19 protein-coding genes and 1 pseudogene are annotated in these 16,275 nt (G+C 75.7%); 16 read left to right on the forward strand and 4 right to left on the reverse strand.

Annotation, left to right across the window (positions count from 1 at the left end; translation table 11 throughout):
* Window positions 1-428: 428 nt before the first annotated feature.
* The 3 genes from ABTZ17_RS12470 (at window position 429) to ABTZ17_RS12480 (ending at window position 3,183) form a co-directional block, all read left to right on the forward strand.
* A complete protein-coding gene (locus tag ABTZ17_RS12470) occupies window positions 429-1,658 on the forward strand; it encodes a helix-turn-helix domain-containing protein (RefSeq protein ID WP_352195532.1) in 1,230 nt (409 codons plus the stop codon).
* A 109-nt stretch (window positions 1,659-1,767) separates the two neighbouring features.
* Window positions 1,768-2,241 carry a DUF6415 family natural product biosynthesis protein gene (locus ABTZ17_RS12475; protein ID WP_352195533.1) on the forward strand — a complete coding sequence of 158 codons (474 nt, stop codon included), beginning with the start codon at window positions 1,768-1,770 and terminating at the stop codon, window positions 2,239-2,241.
* Between the two features lie 564 nt (window positions 2,242-2,805).
* Window positions 2,806-3,183: a hypothetical protein gene (locus ABTZ17_RS12480; protein WP_352195534.1), complete on the forward strand. Its 378-nt coding sequence runs from the start codon at window positions 2,806-2,808 to the stop codon at window positions 3,181-3,183.
* Between the two features lie 79 nt (window positions 3,184-3,262).
* Here the strand turns inward: ABTZ17_RS12480 and ABTZ17_RS12485 are convergent, their stop codons facing one another.
* Window positions 3,263-4,015 (reverse strand): GntR family transcriptional regulator, encoded by a 753-nt coding sequence (locus tag ABTZ17_RS12485; protein WP_352195535.1) that lies wholly within the window; start codon window positions 4,013-4,015, stop codon window positions 3,263-3,265.
* A gap of 220 nt (window positions 4,016-4,235) precedes the next feature.
* Between ABTZ17_RS12485 and trpS the strand changes: the two genes are divergently transcribed.
* The 5 genes and pseudogenes from trpS (at window position 4,236) to ABTZ17_RS12510 (ending at window position 7,595) form a co-directional block, all read left to right on the forward strand.
* On the forward strand, window positions 4,236-5,426 hold the full coding sequence (gene trpS, locus ABTZ17_RS12490) for a tryptophan--tRNA ligase (protein WP_352195536.1): 1,191 nt from the start codon (window positions 4,236-4,238) through the stop codon (window positions 5,424-5,426).
* On the forward strand, window positions 5,426-5,692 hold the full coding sequence (locus ABTZ17_RS12495; protein ID WP_352195537.1) for a hypothetical protein: 267 nt from the start codon (window positions 5,426-5,428) through the stop codon (window positions 5,690-5,692). Before trpS ends, ABTZ17_RS12495 begins: the two co-directional genes overlap by 1 nt.
* A 70-nt stretch (window positions 5,693-5,762) precedes the next feature.
* On the forward strand, window positions 5,763-6,836 hold the full coding sequence (locus tag ABTZ17_RS12500) for an FUSC family membrane protein (protein ID WP_352195538.1): 1,074 nt from the start codon (window positions 5,763-5,765) through the stop codon (window positions 6,834-6,836).
* A gap of 14 nt (window positions 6,837-6,850) precedes the next feature.
* A pseudogene (locus ABTZ17_RS12505) lies at window positions 6,851-6,967 on the forward strand (hypothetical protein); the annotation flags it as partial.
* An 85-nt stretch (window positions 6,968-7,052) separates the two neighbouring features.
* Window positions 7,053-7,595, forward strand: coding sequence for an FUSC family protein (locus ABTZ17_RS12510; RefSeq protein ID WP_352195539.1), 543 nt, complete (start codon window positions 7,053-7,055; stop codon window positions 7,593-7,595).
* On the opposite strand, the gene ABTZ17_RS12515 is transcribed toward ABTZ17_RS12510, so the two are convergent.
* The 3 genes from ABTZ17_RS12515 to ABTZ17_RS12525 all read right to left on the reverse strand — a co-directional run bounded on the left by ABTZ17_RS12515 (window position 7,577) and on the right by ABTZ17_RS12525 (window position 9,358).
* On the reverse strand, window positions 7,577-8,110 hold the full coding sequence (locus ABTZ17_RS12515; protein ID WP_352195540.1) for a hypothetical protein: 534 nt from the start codon (window positions 8,108-8,110) through the stop codon (window positions 7,577-7,579). The two genes, ABTZ17_RS12510 and ABTZ17_RS12515, sit on opposite strands and share 19 nt — an antisense overlap.
* An 82-nt stretch (window positions 8,111-8,192) precedes the next feature.
* Complete coding sequence (locus ABTZ17_RS12520; RefSeq protein WP_352195541.1) at window positions 8,193-8,408, reverse strand: DUF4287 domain-containing protein; 216 nt, start codon at window positions 8,406-8,408, stop codon at window positions 8,193-8,195.
* A 176-nt stretch (window positions 8,409-8,584) separates the two neighbouring features.
* A complete protein-coding gene (locus ABTZ17_RS12525) occupies window positions 8,585-9,358 on the reverse strand; it encodes a DUF998 domain-containing protein (protein ID WP_352195542.1) in 774 nt (257 codons plus the stop codon).
* Window positions 9,359-9,720: 362 nt separating this feature from the next.
* Between ABTZ17_RS12525 and ABTZ17_RS12530 the strand changes: the two genes are divergently transcribed.
* From ABTZ17_RS12530 to ABTZ17_RS12565, 8 genes are all read left to right on the forward strand, one after another.
* Complete coding sequence (locus ABTZ17_RS12530; RefSeq protein WP_352195543.1) at window positions 9,721-10,293, forward strand: TetR/AcrR family transcriptional regulator; 573 nt, start codon at window positions 9,721-9,723, stop codon at window positions 10,291-10,293.
* A gap of 82 nt (window positions 10,294-10,375) precedes the next feature.
* On the forward strand, window positions 10,376-10,954 hold the full coding sequence (locus tag ABTZ17_RS12535; RefSeq protein ID WP_352195544.1) for a hypothetical protein: 579 nt from the start codon (window positions 10,376-10,378) through the stop codon (window positions 10,952-10,954).
* Window positions 10,955-11,199: 245 nt separating this feature from the next.
* Window positions 11,200-11,979, forward strand: a complete 780-nt coding sequence (locus ABTZ17_RS12540) for a hypothetical protein (RefSeq protein WP_352195545.1) — start codon at window positions 11,200-11,202, stop codon at window positions 11,977-11,979.
* Between the two features lie 153 nt (window positions 11,980-12,132).
* Window positions 12,133-13,224, forward strand: a complete 1,092-nt coding sequence (locus ABTZ17_RS12545) for a GNAT family N-acetyltransferase (protein WP_352195546.1) — start codon at window positions 12,133-12,135, stop codon at window positions 13,222-13,224.
* 137 nt (window positions 13,225-13,361) lie between these two features.
* Entirely contained in the window at window positions 13,362-13,985 is a 624-nt protein-coding gene (locus tag ABTZ17_RS12550; RefSeq protein ID WP_352195547.1) for a histidine phosphatase family protein, read from the forward strand.
* Window positions 13,986-14,212: 227 nt separating this feature from the next.
* Window positions 14,213-14,782: an LAETG motif-containing sortase-dependent surface protein gene (locus ABTZ17_RS12555; RefSeq protein ID WP_352195548.1), complete on the forward strand. Its 570-nt coding sequence runs from the start codon at window positions 14,213-14,215 to the stop codon at window positions 14,780-14,782.
* 169 nt (window positions 14,783-14,951) lie between these two features.
* The gene (locus ABTZ17_RS12560) at window positions 14,952-15,668 is read left to right on the forward strand and encodes an RNA polymerase sigma factor (protein WP_352195567.1); all 717 of its coding nucleotides are present in this window, start codon (window positions 14,952-14,954) and stop codon (window positions 15,666-15,668) included.
* Window positions 15,665-16,201, forward strand: a complete 537-nt coding sequence (locus ABTZ17_RS12565) for a hypothetical protein (protein WP_352195549.1) — start codon at window positions 15,665-15,667, stop codon at window positions 16,199-16,201. Before ABTZ17_RS12560 ends, ABTZ17_RS12565 begins: the two co-directional genes overlap by 4 nt.
* Window positions 16,202-16,275: the final 74 nt, after the last annotated feature.

Raw genomic sequence — 16,275 nt, forward strand, 5'->3', positions numbered from 1 at the left:
CCGGTACGAAAGCCAGCTCCGCCCCCGTCCGAACCGCCGCTCCCCCACCGGCCGGCGAGGGAACGGACCCCGCCCGCTCCCTGTAAGGGCCTGCCCAAGGGAGGGCAAAAATGTCCGATCCCGTTCCAGGAAATGCCCGGAAACAGCCGTACCGACAGCACAAGAACCGACATCGCCCCCACGGGCACCGCCCGGCGTCCGTCCCGATTTCGGGCACGCGGTCCGATCGGGGCACCACCGGGTGCCGGCACACCCGCCCGCGGACGCGGGTACCAAGCCCCGGAGCCGCGCTGCGAGGCGGCACCCGACAGGATGGGGACCCGAAGCCTCCGCTCACGTCCCCGCGCCCTCACTGTTCACAACTCCGTTCCACGGAGCACCGGTTCGGTCGTACGCTGGCCGCACCGACCGACGAAGGGGCACCTGCCGTGGATCTCCCCAGCGACCTCACCACCGGCGAACGGATCAAGCTGATCCGGGAGTCCCGCGGGATGACCCGCCCGGTCTTGGCCGGTCTCTGTGGGCGCAGTCCGGACTGGTTGAAGAAGATCGAGACGGGCGAGCGCGAACTCCGCTCGCACAGCTTGCTGATGCGCCTCGCCGCGGCGCTCCGACTCGACGACCTCCAACTCCTCACGGGCGGCGGCGTTTCGGTGGCGGCTCCGGTCGGCGGACGTCTCAGCCACCCGTCCCTACCGGCGATCTGGGAAGCGGTGATGGCCAGGCCACTGCTCTGGGACCTGCCCGCCACCCCACCTGACCCGGCCGCGCTCCGGACCCGCGTGAACGACGCGTGGCGGCTCTGGCACGAGTCCGACCGGAACCGGACCCAGGTGGGCGCCCGTCTGCCCGGCTTGATCCGGGACACCGAGAGCGCGGTGCGGGCTCTGGAGGGGGACTCCCGGCGGACGGCGTACGTGGCCTTGTCCGACGCCTATCGGCTGACCGGTCAGGCCACCGCCTACCTCGCCCCCGCCGAGCTGGCCTGGGTCGTCGCGGACCGTGCCCTGGCCGCCGCGCAGGCTTCCGACGACCCGTCCGCCATCGCGGCTGCCGCGTGGAGCCTCGGCAACATCCTCCGCACCACGGCGGGCACGGACGAGGCGCTCGCCTTCGTCCAGGACGCGGCTTCGCTCCTCCAGCCGCATCTGGACGGGGCGCCGGACCACTGGCGCGGCGTGTACGGGGCGCTCCGACTGCACGCCGCGGTCACGGCGGCCCGCGCCGGGCGGGCCGGCGACGCCTGGCGGTTCTGGGACGACGGCGACCGGATCGCCAAGTCCCTGCCCGCGGCGTACGTGCACCCGAGCACGATGTTCGGCCGCGCCAACGTCGACTTCCACGCCATCTCCGTGGCGACCGACCTGTCCTCGCGGCGACAGTCCCTGTCCTTGGCCGACCAGGTGGACCCGGACGCCATCCCTTCCCTGGAGCGACGCTCACGTCTGTGGGTCGAGATCGGCCGCGGACACCTCCAGCGCGGCGACCGGACGGCGGCCCTGCACGTCCTGCAGATCGCGCACGGGCTGAACCCCGAGACGGTGACCTTCACTCCGGCGGCCCGAACCGCCGTGCTGGACCTGTGGCGCGAGGCACCGCGCGCGCTCCGTCCGGAAGCGGGCCGCCTCGCGGAGGCCGTGGGGGTGGCCACGGCCTGAGGTCCGAGGGACGAGGCCCGGGGGACGGACTGGGTCAGGGGGACAGTCTGTCCCTCTGGCCGGGCCCGGGCGCACCTACGGTGACGGCTCCACCAGCAAGGAGGGGCCCATGACGCACCCGACACCGCCGCCCCCGCGGACTTCCGCCGACCGCACCGGACCCGCCGCGCCGCCCTTCGGCACAGCCGATGCCGCCTCGCGCACCGACCGGTCCGCCGAACTGCTCACACGAACGCTGGTCGCGTACGGGAACATGCCCGAGCCCCTCGAAATCGCCCGGCTGACCGACGCGTTGCTCACCCACGGACAGGAGCTCCTCCCGGCGGCGGAGCGTGCGCGCGGCGCCGACCGCCGAGTGGCGGGGGCGTTGCGGGACTGGGCGCGCCTGACGACCGAGGGCCCGGAGGACACCAGCCTCGGGAACTGGAACCACGCTCGCGCCCTGGCCCGCGCGGTCCGTACCCTCCGACGCGGCCTCGACCTGCCCGTACCCGAGACCCCGAAGGAACGCGCCTGGGTCGACTGGGACACCTTGCCCCCGTACCCCGATGAGAACGGCGGCGAGACATCGCCGACCCGGTGAGGCCCATGGCCCCGGTACCCGGGGTGCCGGCAGTCGAGCGGGCGCTCGATCGGCCGCTCGGGCCCCTCGCCCGTACCGTCAGAGCCCTGCGTCACGGCCTCGGGCCGGAGTCCTGACGGTGTCGGAGTGGCAGCACCAGGCCCTGTACGCCCTGGCCATCCTCGCCCTGCTCGTCGCGCTGGTCATCGGCGGCGTCCGCTGAGTCGACGGCCTCCACCACCCCGGCCGGCGGCCGGTGGGCCGGCCGGACCCGGTCGGGGTGGGGTGCGGGGGTACCGGCCGGGCCGCTCGGTCACGGAGGGTCGACGGCCGGAACCGGACACGGGCGGACCCCGACAGGGGGCCCGCGGCCGACCCTGAACGGGCCTCCGAGCAACTGGGTTGCCCGCTACGGCACTTGGCACGGCGCGGGTGTCGTGACCAAGGCCCGGTGGGAGCCGTGGGCCCCCGGGCCGAGCCGGCGGAGTGGGGCTCGGTGCGCGTTTGGCCGGATCCCGCGGCTCCCAGTCCGCACGCCTTGCCCTACCGTGCCCCTGCATCACTATCGATACCGGGGGGAAGAGCGTGGCGGGCGGGACGTACGAAACAGGCGGCAGCAGACCACCGGACACGCTCCTGGACTCGGTGGTGTGGGGGCGCTGCCGGGCCGGGGCCGGGTGGTTCTGGATGGCCCGCCGGACCGCGTGGGACGGCACCGTGCGCGACACCGCCCACGGTTGGCGCGACGACCAGGAGGACGCCCTCCGCGACGGCGCGGCCGCGGCGCGTCGTCTCGCGGCGGGCACCCGCGCCCAGGTGTTCCTGCGGCACCGCGCCGCCGAACACACCCTGAGGCTCCTCTTGGAGGACGGCGCCGCCTCAACCCCCACCCCCGGCCCCCTCCCCCCGACCGGCCCCTTCCTGTGCTCCCCGCACCGCGGAGGACGCCCCGGCCCGACCTGAGGGTCGGAACGACGCCACCGGAACCGAAACATGGGCCACCGATCAACAAGGGCGACCGGTGACCGGGTGACCGGGCGGCTCAGCCCAGCGTGAGGCGGAGCTCGTAGCGGTCGGCGCGGTAGATCTCCTCCGTGTGGGCCACGGGGCGCCCACCGGCACCGAGGGAGGTCCGCACCGTGTGCAGGACGGCCGCCGGCGGGGTCAGCTCCAACGGACCTTCGGTCTCGGGCGTGGAGAGCGCCGCGCGGGCCCGGTAGCGGGCGGTGACGGGGGCCTGCCCGGCCGCCGCGAGCAGCGCGAAGAGCGAGGCCGTGCCGAAGTCGGCGTCCTGGATGTCCGGCACCGTCTCCAGCGGCACCAGGTCGTGCGTGAGGCAGACCGGCAGCCCGTCGAGGAACCGCACCCGCCGCAGCTCGAACAGCGCTGCCCGCGTGGGCACTTCGAGAAGGCCCGCCTCCTCCGAGCGCGCCGGACGGGTCCGCGCCTCCAGCACGCGGGCGGTGACCGCGCGGCCGAGCCCGTGATTGACGGCCGTGAAGCCCCGGACCATGCTGTCGCCCGCCGCATGGCTGAAGGCCAGGGTGCGGACCTGCCAGCCCCGGCGCGCCGAGGACTCGATCACCCCGAGCTCCTGCAGTTCCTTCAGGGCCCGGCGCAGCGTCACCCGGCTCACCGCCAGCTCCCGACACAGGTACCGCTCGGAGGGCAGCCGGGCCCCGGCGGGCAACGTCCCGGCGGCGATCGCGTGCGAGAGCGCGTCGCGCACCAGGACGTACGGCGGGTGCGCCCCGTCCGCGACGACGGGGCGGAAGGTGGGTTCCGGGTCCGGCATGGGCCTTCCAGGTTCCGGCGGGGCGGCGTACGGCTCCGCTCGTTGCTCAGCGTAGACGGGGCGGGCCCCCTCCCGCCGGGACGAAGGGCCCGTACGGGTCGGGACCGGCGCCCCCACGGCCGGGCCCTCAGCCTCCCCGGCCAACTGGTCTACCTCTGGTACACCTGGAAGAGGCCCCTCACCCTCACCCTCCTCCCTGACGCATGACTGGAGTCAGAGCATGTCCGTCACCCCGCCTCCCGGAGACGCGGCACCGCACCCGACGCCCTCCGCCGAATCCCCGGAGTCCCCCGCACCCCTGGAGCCCCCCGCGTCTCCCGATCTCGCCGATTCCTCGGATACCTCGGATACCTCCGATCCGTCCGAGCGTCTCGGCCTGGCCGCCGCGCGGCGACGCAGTGCCGAGCTGGAGCGGGAGATCGCCCGGGATCCGTCCGGCCACCGGATCCTGACCGGGGACCGGCCGACCGGTCCGCTGCACCTCGGCCACTGGTTCGGGACCCTCCAGGGCCGGGTCCGTCTCCAGAACGAGGGCGTGGACACCTTCGTCCTCGTGGCGGACTACCAGGTGCTGACCGACCGGGACCTCGCGGACCGGCTCGACGCACACGTGCACTCCCTGGTCCTGGACTACCTGGCCGCCGGCATCGACCCGACCCGCTCCACGGTGTTCCGCCACAGCGCCGTACCCGCCCTGAACCAGCTGATGCTGCCCTTCCTCTCCCTGGTGTCGGTGGCGGAGCTGCGCCGCAACCCGACCGTCAAGGACGAGATCGCGCACTCCCGGCAGGCCGCCGTGTCAGGGCTGATGTTCACCTACCCGGTGCACCAGGCCGCCGACATCCTCTTCTGCGGCGCGGACCTCGTGCCCGTCGGCCAGGACCAGCTGCCGCACCTGGAACTCACCCGGACCATCGCCCGCCGCTTCAACGAGCGGTACGCCTCCGTCTTCCCCGAGCCCGAGGCGCTGCTCTCGGCCGCACCACTGCTGCTGGGGACCGACGGCGGCAAGATGAGCAAGTCGCGGGGCAACGCCATCGCCCTGTCCGCGACCGCCGACGAGACCGCCCGCCTCCTCAAGGGGGCCCGCACGGACGCCGAACGGCACATCACCTACGACCCCGTGCACCGGCCCGAGGTCTCCTCGCTCGTCCTCCTCGCCGCCCTCTGCCGGGACGAGGACCCCCGTGAGGTGGCCGAGAGCATCGGTGACGGCGGCGCCGCGCTCCTCAAGAAGACCGTCACCGAGGCCGTCAACGAACACCTGGCCCCGCTGCGCGCCCGCCGCACCGCACTCGCCGCCGACCCCGGGTACGTCCGCCGGGTGCTGCGCGAGGGCAACGAACGCGCCGCCGCCGTCGCCGACACCACCCTGGACCGCGTCCGGTCCGCGATGGGCATGGCCTCCTGATGCCCGCGTCCGGCGGAGGAGGCACCGGCGGGGGCGGGGGCTCCGACCGTGGTGGGCGCGAGGGCTCCCGTACCGCCGGCCCGTCCTGGGTGCGGGAGGCACTGCGGCCGCGCCCGGTGCCGGTGGACCGCGGGCTGGTGCTGCGCGGCGCCGTCGGCATGCTCGTCCTCCTGGCGGTGGGGCAGCTCGCCGGGCGGCCGGTCGCCGGGGCGGCGGCCGGGCTCGGCGCCTACGGCGCGGCCATGGACGACGGGGCCGCGCCGTAGGCGCCGCCGGGCCCTGGTCCTGCTGCTGCCCCAGCTCGGCGGTGCGGTCGGACTGGCCCTGGGCCGGGTCGTGGCGGGCACCGGCTGGGCCGAGGTGCTGCTGGTCGCAGCGGTGGCCGGCGTCTCGGGGCTCCTGGCGGGCCTGGGCCGGACCGGCGCCGCGGCCGGTCTCGTCTGGCTCCTCGCGACCGCCATGGGCATCGGCCTGCCGACGGACACCCCCTGGTGGCAGTACCCGCTGCTGTTCCTCCTCGGCGGCCTCCCCCTGATCCTGCTCTCCCTCACGGACGCCCTCCGCGACCGGCACCGCGGCGAACGCACGGCCGTCGCGACCGCCTACCGGGCCGCGGCCGACCTCCTCACGGCGGACGAACTCCTCACGGCGGCGGGGCTGGCTCCGGCACGGGCAGAGGCCCGGTCGGCGGTGACGGCGGCCATGGACCGGGCCCACGAGACCCTGTTGGTCCACCGGATCCGACCACCCCGGCCGGGCAGCGCCTCCGCCCCCCGCCTCCAGAGGCTCGACGAGCTCGTGGGGCTTCTCGCGGTGGCGCCGCTCGCTCCCCGCGTGCCCCCGGCCGTGACGGACCGGTACGCCGACCTCCTGCGGTGCTCCGCCGACCTGATCGAGACGGGCTCCGAGGCCCCGCTCCCCCACCCGGGCCCGCCGCCCGTCGCGACGGCCTCCGGCCCCGAGGAGCGGGCCCTGTACACCGCCCTGCTCGCGCTCCACACCGAATGCGGCGGCGTCCCACCGACAGCGACCGAAGCGACCCAAGCGACCGAACCCGCGATATCGAACGGCGAGACGGAGGACACGGAAGCGACCCACCCGACGACAGCGACCGGAGCGACCGGAGCGACCGGAGCGACCGACGATGCTGACACGGCTACGGGCGGAGTGGCCGGGGGAAGCGGGGCGTCGGCCGGGGCATCCCACCCCCACGGGGCCCGACACGGGTCCCCCACTGGACCCGACTGCCGATCGCTACCGGAGTCCCCCGGCGGATCCGGGAGGCGGTCCGTCGTGTCCGCGCGGACCGGCCCGTCCGCCGCGAGGCGCTCCGGCCGGTCGTCTGTGTCGGCGCCGCACAGACGTTGGCCTCCGGCACGGGCCTCCCGCACGGCGGCTGGCTGGTGCTGACCGTGGTGCTGGTCGTGCGGCCCGACCTCGGGACCGTACCGGCGCGACTCCTGCTCCGCGCCGTCGGCACCTTCAGCGGTGTGCTCCCGGGGATGCTCGTCCTCGCCACGGTGCCGCCGGGCTGGGGTCGGATCCTGGCCGTGGTGGGCTTCACCGCACTGCTCCAGGCGTACGGCCGACGCTCGTACGCCCCTCCAGACCCTCCTGCTCACGCCCGTGATGCTGCTGCTGTCCGACCCGCTCGGCACGGGCGGCGCCGCGGTACCGGCGGCGCGGCTGCTCGCCACCCTGCTGGGCTGCGCCCTGGCCTTCGTCCTCGGCTACCCGCTGTGGCCCGAGGACCTGCGCGGGCGGATCCCGCACCGGCTGGCCACTCTCTGCGAGGACCTCGCGACCTACGCCGAACTCGCCGCCGCGGGACCCCCCGACCTCCCCGGCTCGGCGGGCCACGCGTTGCGCCGGAAGGCGCACCGGCAGTCGGCGCTGGTGCGCGCGGAACTGCAACGGCGCCGTACCGATCCCCGGCACCGGTCGGCACTGGTCGGCTGGACCCGGGAGCTGGAGCGGTGCGAGGAGCTCACCGAACGGCTCACCGGCCGGTACGCGCTCCCGACGGATCCCTCCGAGAGCCCCACCGGCACCCCGGGGACGAGCCCCGCCCCCGCCCCCGCTTCCGACTCGGTCTCCGCCTCCGCCACGGCTCGGGACCTGCGCGAACGGGCCCGTGCCCTGCGGGCGGCTCAGCCCAGGGAGCGGTGAAGGAACTCCCCGTCCAGCGCGATCAGGTGACGGCCGTGGACGGTCCCCGTGAGGTGGGTGTCGAAGGAGCCGACCAGGTCGAGGGCGCCGTCCGTGACCCGGTAGGTGCCCTCGATCGGGGCGATCTTGAACTGCGGGCAGGGTTGCCCGCTCCCGCAGACGAAGCCGGGCACGAGCGTGAAGCGGCCGTCGGCCGTGAGCGTCAACTCCCGCACGTAGCGCGTGATCCCGGCGTCGCGCGGCACCGCGAACCCCTCCCACCGCCCGGCCACGGACGCCTGCTCGACGGACGGCGCCGGGGCCACCGGGGCGGGGAGGGCCCGGGCACCGCTCGGGGCCGATTCGGCCGTGGGGAGCGGGAGCGGGGCGGCGGGTGCGGCGGCCGCCGCGCCGGTCGTCCCCGTCACCGCGGCGACGGCGAGCCCCAGGACCAACGCCGTGGCGGCCGTGCCCAGCGGGGCGGTGGCCCGGCGGGCGGCGCCCCTGCGGGGCTCGTTCTTCAACGTGAACTTCATGGCGCCAGCCTCCCGGCCGCCCCGACCCGTCGTGCGCAGGCCACGCCCGACTCACCCGAACGGGGGTCTCCGGGGGGAGCGTTCACTTGCCGGCCGCGTCCTCGTCGAGGGTGTGCTTGACCAGGGCGTTGGCGTGTCCGTGCCCCAGACCGTGCTCGGTCTTGAGCCAGGCGACCAGCTCCATGTGCTTGGTCAGGGGCGAGGCCCGGATCAGCTCCTTCCACTCGGCGATCGGTCGGCCGTACTTCTTCTCGATCGAGGGGAAGTAGCTCGCGGGGCCCTTCACGGCTTCGGTCATGACGGTGGTGTCCTTCCCTCGGATCGGATCGCGTCCGATCGGTCTCTGTGTCGGCGGAGCGGTGCCCGCCGGTGCGTTCAAGTGCGTTCAGGTGCGTTCACGGCCCGAAGCCCTTCGGTTGTGTCAGCCGCTCCAGCTGACACAGGTGCTTCAGCTGGAGCAGGTGACCGCGCGTCTCAACTGCTGTGATTCTGACGGTCGCCTGTGACAACGGGGGTCCCCCGACCGATCCGGGCCGCGACGGCCGCGAGCCAGAGGAGTCCGAGCGCGGCCCCGGACGCGAAGGCGAGGACGCTGCCGGCGGAGCCGACGAATCCCGCGAGGACCCCGGCGGGAACGATCCGGCAGCCCCGCGCCCAGCCCCGCGCCCCGGCCGCCGCGAAGTGCCGGGCGAGGACCAGGAACGCGGCGCACAGGGCCAGGTATCCGACCATCCCCGCGAGCATGTGGAGCATCCCCTCCGTGCTCATCGAGGGGACCCGCTCCTCGGGGGCCCCGGCCGGGAATCCGGCTCCCGGGTCCGCGTCGAAGACGGCGGCGGCCAGGCAGCTGATCCCGAAGAGGCCGACCAGGCGGGGAGCCCAGGTGCCGCCGGGGCCGTCCCGCAGCGCCTGCCGGAGCCCCGCCGCCCCGGCGAGGACGAGCGCGGCGGTCAGCACGAACACGGTCCGCTGGATCCAGCCCCCTTCACCGAGGCTCAGCTGGCTGAAGGCGTTCCGCGTGAAGTCGTAGCCCTCGCGCAGGATCCCCTGCGTGATGCCCGCGGCCAGGAAGAAGGGCCCGGCGAGGACGGCCCCGCCGAGCAGCCGCGCCCGCCCCACGGCGCCCCGACTCAGCGCGCGCGTGGCGGTGGGGGCGGTCGGGGCAGCGGCGATCGTGGTGCCGGTCTTGGTCGTGGCCGTGGTCGGGGTGGTGGTCGCGGTCTGGGGACGGGAGTCGGTACGGGTCATGGCTGCCTGCTCTTCCTCGGCCGGACGGCCTCGCTGTCGGACGAACGGATCGCTGGGAATCCACGTGCGGAACGCCGGAGCATCGGAACTAGACGGTGTAGTACTGCTCTGCGCCGAGGAGTACAGTACGCAGAGGAGAACTAGACTGTCCAGTACTACTCTTGGGAGGCGACATGACCACGGCGGAACCGACGGCGGGCACCGGAACGGGACCGGGGCCGGGCACCGGGCCGGGCCCCACGGCGGCGTCGGAGCGGCACCGGGCACCACAGACACGGCAGGGTTCACAAGCACCACAGGCACCACAGGCTTCGCAGGCACCACGGGAGACCGGCCGGTCGGCGCTCAAGCGGCGGGCCATCATGGAGGCCGCGACCGGGGCCTTCCTGGAGAAGGGCTACTCCGGCACGAGCATGGACGACATCGCGAAACTGGCCGCGGTCTCCAAGCAGACGGTCTACAAGCACTTCGCGGACAAGGAGAAGCTCTTCGCGGAGATCGTCCTCGCCACCACCGACCGCATCGACGGCACCGTCGAACTGGTCGCGGCCGTGCCCGCCGACGCCGAGACCCTGGAGGAGAACCTCACCCGGCTCGCCCGGGGCTTCCTGGAGGCCCTCACCCAGCCGCAGGTGCTCCGGCTCCGCCGCCTGGTCATCGCCAACGCCGACGCCTTCCCCGCACTGGGCGCCGAATGGTACGAACAGGGGTTCGAGCGGGTGCTCGCCACCCTCGCCGAATCCTTCGCCCACCTCACCGAACAGGGCCTGCTGCGCTGCCCCGACCCCCTGATGGCCGCCCACCACTTCTCGGGCCTGCTGCTCTGGATCCCCGTGAACAAGGCCATGTTCCACGGCGGCCCCCGGCACACCCCCGCCGACCTCGACCACTACGCCGTCACGGGCGTCCGCACCTTCCTCGCCGCCTACCGCTGACCGGCACGGGTAGCCCCGCGCCCTCCGGGTACAACACCCGGAGGGCGAGCGGCAGTTCGATATCCATCGAGGGGGCGGCGCCATGACCGGGAACTCCAGGGCCGAGGGCACGATGACCGGGGGCACCACCGCGGTGCTCGTCTTCCGGCCGATCCGCAGCATCGAGGTGGTCAGCTATCTGGGCCTGCCGATGGCGGCCGCCCTGGGCATGGTCGCCCTCCAGCTGCCCCCGGCGGACCGGACCTCCGCGGGGATCGCCGCAGCGGTCTTCGTCGTCCTCGGCTCCGTGCTGCTGGCCGGACTCGTCCGCCCCCTCCGGCTGACGGCCGGACCCGACGGGCTCGAACTGCGGCTGCCCTGCTGGCCGAAACCCGTCCGCCTGCCCTGGGCGCAGGTGGAAGGGGTGGTGCTCACCCGGGTCCGCCTCGGCCTGTTCACCCATCCCGTGCTCGCCCTGCGGCTGTCGGGGCGCCCCACCGGCCTGCCACGGGTCTCCGGGCCCCGCTGGAGCTGGCGCCAGCTGGCCCGGTTCTTCGGGGAGGACCCGCGCCGCCCCGGCCTGGTCCTCATCGGCCGCTTCGACCAGCAGGAATGCCGGGCCCTGCTCAGCGCGGCCCGGACCCGCAAACCCCCCGTACGGGTCACCGAGCAGCGCTCCTGACGGGCCCGGCGCCTCACCCGCGATCAGCCCGGCGCCCCGCCTCCGATCGGCTCCGCGGCCCGCACCGATCCACACGGCGACGGCCGGAACCGATCGGCCGCCGGGCGCCGGCAGTGACGGGCCCGGCGCGGTCCTCGTTGAGGAGACGTGACTCTTCAGGGGGCGGTCTGGCGCGAAGGTTCGGATGGGGGAGCCCGTCCGTTCCCCGGCGCGGCGCCCGTGCTCTCGCCCAGGATGGTTCCGTCATGACGGCGCGCGTCCTCCTCCGGCCCTCGTCCGCTCCCGCCCGTACGCCCGCGGTGTCCGGGAGCGGGGCGGCGCGCGCCGCCTCGTTCGCCGTCCTCGCCACGGCGCTCGCGGCAGCGGGCAACCACCTGGCCTTCGCCGGGACCCTCACCGCCACCGCCCTCCTGATCGCCGTGCCCGCACTGTTCGCCCTGGCCCTGCCACGGGCCCGGCGGGCCCGCTCGCTCCGCACCGACCTCGCCGTCATGGTGCTCGCTCAGGCGGCGGCCTCCTGGTGGTTCGGGCACCTCGGCGAGGACCCGACGGACCCGGCCGGCGCCGGGCACGACGGCCCGCGCGCCCTCCTCTACTGCGCGCTGACCCTGCTGGTCGGTTGGACCCTGCACACCGCCGACCTGGCGCTCTCGCGGATCGGCAGTGCCGTGCAGGAACGGCTGGGTTCCCTGGCCCCGGGCCTGCGCCGGCTGCTCGCCCGGTGCCCGGCCCCGTGGGGAACGCGCGACCCCCGCCCCGCCCCCGGCCCCCGCAGACGCCACCGGACGGGCCGGGGCCCCGCCCCGCACGAGGTCATCCTGGCCGACACCGTGATCCGCCGCGGCCCACCGAAGCCACTGCCCAGGACGGTGCCCGAGCCGACACCGGTGCCGGGACCCCCTTCCCGCTCAACGCCCTTCCGCCCCTCCCCCACACCCTCCACCTCCCCCTCCCCTTCGCTCCGCCGCCGCCCGCTGTCGCCCGCCCGGGCCACGCCCGGCGCCGCGGCGGCCGCGGGGTCCTGACCGGACCCGCGCCCCCACGCCCCTCGGGGGCGCCCGTTCCGCACCGCAGCCCGTACGACCGATCCGTCGGACGGCACCCGGCGGACCCGACGGGAGCCGGGCGCGCGTCCCGCCACCGGCCCCGTACGCGATCCGACGAACCTGGAGCCCGACGTGACCGTTCAGCGCATCGACGCGATCCACCCCGCCGACCTGAGCCGGGCCGACCTGGAACTGTGGGGTGAGCTGCGGGACAGCACCGCGCCGGTCGCCAATCCCTTCATGAGCCCGGAGTTCTGCCAGGCCGTCGGCCGGGTCAGGCCCGGGGCCCGGGTGGCCGTGGTCCGCCAGGGCCGGGAGCCCGTCGGCTTCTTCCCGTACGAGCGCGGCCGGTGGGGCCGCGGCCGGGCCATCGGGCTGGGCGTCTCCGACTGCCAGGGCGCCGTGCTCCGCCCCGGAGTGTCCGTCGATCCGCACGAACTGCTGCGCGCGAGTTCCCTGTCGGTCTGGGAGTTCAACCACCTGGAGAGCGGCCAGGAGCTGTTCCTGCCCTACGCCACCGGCGGGTTCGCCTCCCCCGTCATCGACCTCACCGGCGGCTACGCGCACTACGAGGGGCTGCTCCGGGCCGGGTCCCGCAAGTTCCTCAAGACGGCCCTGGCCCAGGAACGGCGCCTGGCCCGGACCGTGGGCCCGCTCCGGTTCGTCTTCGGCGACCAGGACTCGGCGGCCCTGCGCACCCTGATGACCTGGAAGTCGGCCCAGTACCGCCGCACCGGTCGCCGCGACCGCTTCGCGCAGGACTGGATCAACCATCTGGTGCGGCTGCTGTCCGACACCCGCTCCCCCGCCTGCTCGGGGCTGCTCTCCACCCTCTACGCGGGGGACCGGCTCGTCGCCGCCCACTTCGGTCTGCGGTCGCGGACCGTGCTCTCCTGCTGGTTCCCGTCCTACGACCGCGCCTTCGCCTCGTACTCCCCCGGCCGCCTGCTCTACCTGCGGATGGCGGAGGCCGCGGCGGGGACGGGCATCGAGATGCTCGACCTGGGTCGGGGCGACGCCGTCTACAAGGACGCCCTGAAGACGCGGGACCTGACGGTGTACGAGGGGGCCGTGCTGCGCCCCCGGCCGGGCGCGGCCCTGCACTGGCTCCGCAACGAACCGGTCCGCGCCGCCCGCCGCTTCGTCCGCGAACAGCCCCGCCTGAAGGGCGCGGCCGTCCGGACCCTGGAGACCGTGGGCCGTCTCCGTTCGCGCCGCACCTGACGGAAGCCGAGCGGACGGACGCGCGCGACGTCACCGCCCGGCGGCCCGCCGGGCGGCCCGGGGCGTACGGAACCGGATCCGTGCGGGTCGGCGTCCCTCCACTCGCCCACATGATCGACTGCCCCGGAGGACCGCCCATGACCGGCACGGCCGCCCGATACCTCTATCTCACCCGCCACGGCGAGGCGTCGGCGGACGAGAGCGAGCTGACGGCCGCCGGTCGCCGGCAGGCCGCCCTCCTCGGGGAGCGGCTGCGGGGCGTCCCGCTGACGGCGATCCACCACGGGCCGCTGCCGCGCGCCGAGCAGACCGCGCGGCTGGTCGGGGAACGGCTCGACGGGGTCCCCGTGCTCCGCTCCGACGCGGCCGGCGACTACGTCCCCTACGTGCCCGCCCGCGAGGAGCTGCCCCCGGAGAGCGCCGACGCGTTCCTCGGGTTCCTGGAGCAGTTCCCGGCCGAGGAGCGCGCGGCGGGGCCCGGGCTCGCGGCGGAGGCGGTCGCCGCCTTCACCGGGCCCGTCCCCGGAGACGAGCCGCGCCACGAACTCGTCGTCACCCACAACTTCCTGGTGGGCTGGCTGGTCCGGGCCGCCCTCGACGCGCCGCGGTGGCGGTGGATGGGCATCAACCACGCCAACGCGGCCCTCACCGTCATCCGCTACGCGCCCGGGCGCCCGCCGGCGGTCCTGCTCTTCAACGACACCGGTCACCTGCCCACCGAGCTCCGCTGGACCGGCTTCCCGCCGGAACTCCACGTCTGAGGGCGGGAGCACCAGGTCCGGGAGCAGGCGACCCGGGGCCCGCGCGGACGGCTCCGCGATTCGACTCCGGCGATTCGACTCCGTCGGTTCGACTCCGGGATTGGCCTTCGAGGGCCGGGACACCGTCCCGAAAAACCTTCGCCGGGACGGCAACCTCGGGCCGTCCCGCGCGTCGTGCGGGGGTGAGGGGCGCGTACCGGCGCCCCCTGAACCCCGGGAGACCCCCTGTGAACCACCCCAAGCGCGCGGCGCTCACCGCGGTGGCGGCCACCGCCCTGGCCTCGGCGGCCCTGCTGGCCGGGCCAGTCGCTGCCGCCGGGGCCGCCCCGGTGGCCCCCCGACCGGCCGTCGCGCCCGCGGACCGGCCCGCCCCGGCGGCAGCCGTACCCGTCGCCGCACCGGCCGCCGTCGCGGCTCCCGCTCCGGGCTCCGGGCCCGTCCCCGCCGCCGCCCCCGTCTCCTCCACCGCGCCGGCGCCCGCGCCCGCCACCGGCGTCGTCGCGAGCCCCGCCCCCACCGACCCGCCGGCGGCGCCCTCCGCCGTACCCGCCATCCCCGGTCCGGCCACCCCCGCACCCAGCACCTCGGCCGTCCCGGAGGGTTCCGCCGCGCCCACCGCCCCCGCGCCCGCGCAGTCCCCGACCCCCGCCGCCGAAGCACCCGCCCCCTCCGCCTCCCCCGAGCTCGCGCATACTGGCTCGGACGGCCGGACCGCGCTGCTCGGTGCCTCGGCCGCCGCGCTCCTCGCTCTCGGGGCCGCCGTCCTGCTGCTCGTACGGCGCCGCGCCCGCGGCTGACGTGCCCACCGCCCCCGATCCGAGGATCCACGTGCTCCGCCCCGCCCTGCCGTTCGCCCCGGCCGTATCCGGCACCGCCCGGATACGGCCGGGCGGCGGCCCCGGCGCGCTCACCGCGCTCCGCACCCTCCTCCGCGGGCTCCTGGACCGGGCCCCGGCCGCCCGCGCCCTGCCCGCGGCCCGCACCGCCCCCGGCAGCCCAGGCATCCCCGCCACCCCCGCCGCGCGGGTGGCCGCCGCCGGCCCGTGGGCGTCACCGGTCCCGGACCCGTACCGGCTCCGGACGGGCGGCCACGACACCGCGAAGGGCACCGCCCCGGACCCGACCGAATCGACCGGGTCGACCGGAACACCCGGAGCGCCACCCGACCCGCACGGCTCGCCCCCCGCGCCCGGGAGGCCCACCGTCACCGACTTGTACGCGGCGCACCGGCTGCCGATGGTGCGCCTCGCGGTGCTGCTCGTGGACGACCTGGCCACGGCCGAGGACGTGGTCCAGGACGCCTTCACCGCCCTCTACCGACGCCACGGCGAGCGGATCACCGAGGTCGACAACGCCCTCGGCTACCTGCGGACCGCCGTGGTCAACACCGCCCGCTCCGTCCTGCGCCGCCGCCGCACCGCCCGTGCCTGGATCCCGCCCGTGGAACCGCCGGCGGCCTCCGCCGAGGAGACGGTCGTGCTCGGCGAGGAGCACCGCGAGGTCCTCGCCGCCCTCCGCGGGCTGAGCCCGCGCCGCCGCCAAGTCCTGGTGCTGCGCTACTGGTCCGGACTGAGCGAGGCCCAGATCGCCGACACCCTCGGCATCAGCCGCGGGGCCGTCAAGTCCCACGCGAGCCGCGGCCTCGCCGCACTGGAACGGATGCTGGCAGGAGACCCCGCATGACCACCCCCGAAGACCCCGCCGACCGCCCCGGTTCCACCGAACAACGCCTGCGCGCCGCCCTGTCGGCCCGCGCCGACGCCGTGACCGCGCGGGACCTGCGGCCGGCCCGGCCCCCGCACGCCCGCGCCGGGCACGTCGGGCGGACCGGTCCGCTGCGCCGCCTCCGCGCCCTGCTGCCCGTACCGGCCCTCGCGGGCCTGGCCGCGACGGCCGTCGCGCTCACCGGGTACCTCGTGCTGTCCTCCGGCCCCTCCGACGGCACGGACCCGCTGCCGCCCCGACCCGTGCCCCCGGCCGCCAGCCCCGACGGCACCCCCGCACCGACCGACGGCCGCTCCCCGGCCCCGTCCGCGACACCTTCCGGGAGCCCGTTCCCGACCCCGCCCCGGTCGACCGTCTCCCCGTCGGCCGAGGCGTCCCCCGCCCCGTCCGCCAGCACCACCCCGCAGACCCCGAACAGCGCGCAGCCGCCGAGCGCGCCGGCCGCCCCGGAGGGCCCGGAATCCCCACCGAGCAGCGCCGCGACCCCGTAGCCCTCCGGCAGTCCCGGTGCCGGCCCCGGTCCGAGCTGATCGGGGCCCTCCGCTCCGGCGCCGATCCCGTGCGA

This window comes from Streptomyces sp. NPDC097619, assembly GCF_040302735.1.
In the GTDB taxonomy this organism is placed as follows: domain Bacteria; phylum Actinomycetota; class Actinomycetes; order Streptomycetales; family Streptomycetaceae; genus Streptomyces.

Excerpts from the sequence above, each read along its gene's own strand:
- ABTZ17_RS12515 (WP_352195540.1), bottom strand. The coding sequence starts at position 8,110 with ATGAAGTTCACGTTGAAGAACGAGCCCCGCAGGGGCGCCGCCCGCCGG.
- ABTZ17_RS12475 (WP_352195533.1), top strand. The coding sequence starts at position 1,768 with ATGACGCACCCGACACCGCCGCCCCCGCGGACTTCCGCCGACCGCACC.
- ABTZ17_RS12565 (WP_352195549.1), top strand. The coding sequence starts at position 15,665 with ATGACCACCCCCGAAGACCCCGCCGACCGCCCCGGTTCCACCGAACAA.
- ABTZ17_RS12525 (WP_352195542.1), bottom strand. The coding sequence starts at position 9,358 with ATGACCCGTACCGACTCCCGTCCCCAGACCGCGACCACCACCCCGACC.
- trpS (WP_352195536.1), top strand. The coding sequence starts at position 4,236 with ATGTCCGTCACCCCGCCTCCCGGAGACGCGGCACCGCACCCGACGCCC.
- ABTZ17_RS12550 (WP_352195547.1), top strand. The coding sequence starts at position 13,362 with ATGACCGGCACGGCCGCCCGATACCTCTATCTCACCCGCCACGGCGAG.
- ABTZ17_RS12495 (WP_352195537.1), top strand. The coding sequence starts at position 5,426 with ATGCCCGCGTCCGGCGGAGGAGGCACCGGCGGGGGCGGGGGCTCCGAC.
- ABTZ17_RS12535 (WP_352195544.1), top strand. The coding sequence starts at position 10,376 with ATGACCGGGAACTCCAGGGCCGAGGGCACGATGACCGGGGGCACCACC.
- ABTZ17_RS12485 (WP_352195535.1), bottom strand. The coding sequence starts at position 4,015 with ATGCCGGACCCGGAACCCACCTTCCGCCCCGTCGTCGCGGACGGGGCG.
- ABTZ17_RS12530 (WP_352195543.1), top strand. The coding sequence starts at position 9,721 with ATGGAGGCCGCGACCGGGGCCTTCCTGGAGAAGGGCTACTCCGGCACG.
- ABTZ17_RS12520 (WP_352195541.1), bottom strand. The coding sequence starts at position 8,408 with ATGACCGAAGCCGTGAAGGGCCCCGCGAGCTACTTCCCCTCGATCGAG.
- ABTZ17_RS12540 (WP_352195545.1), top strand. The coding sequence starts at position 11,200 with ATGACGGCGCGCGTCCTCCTCCGGCCCTCGTCCGCTCCCGCCCGTACG.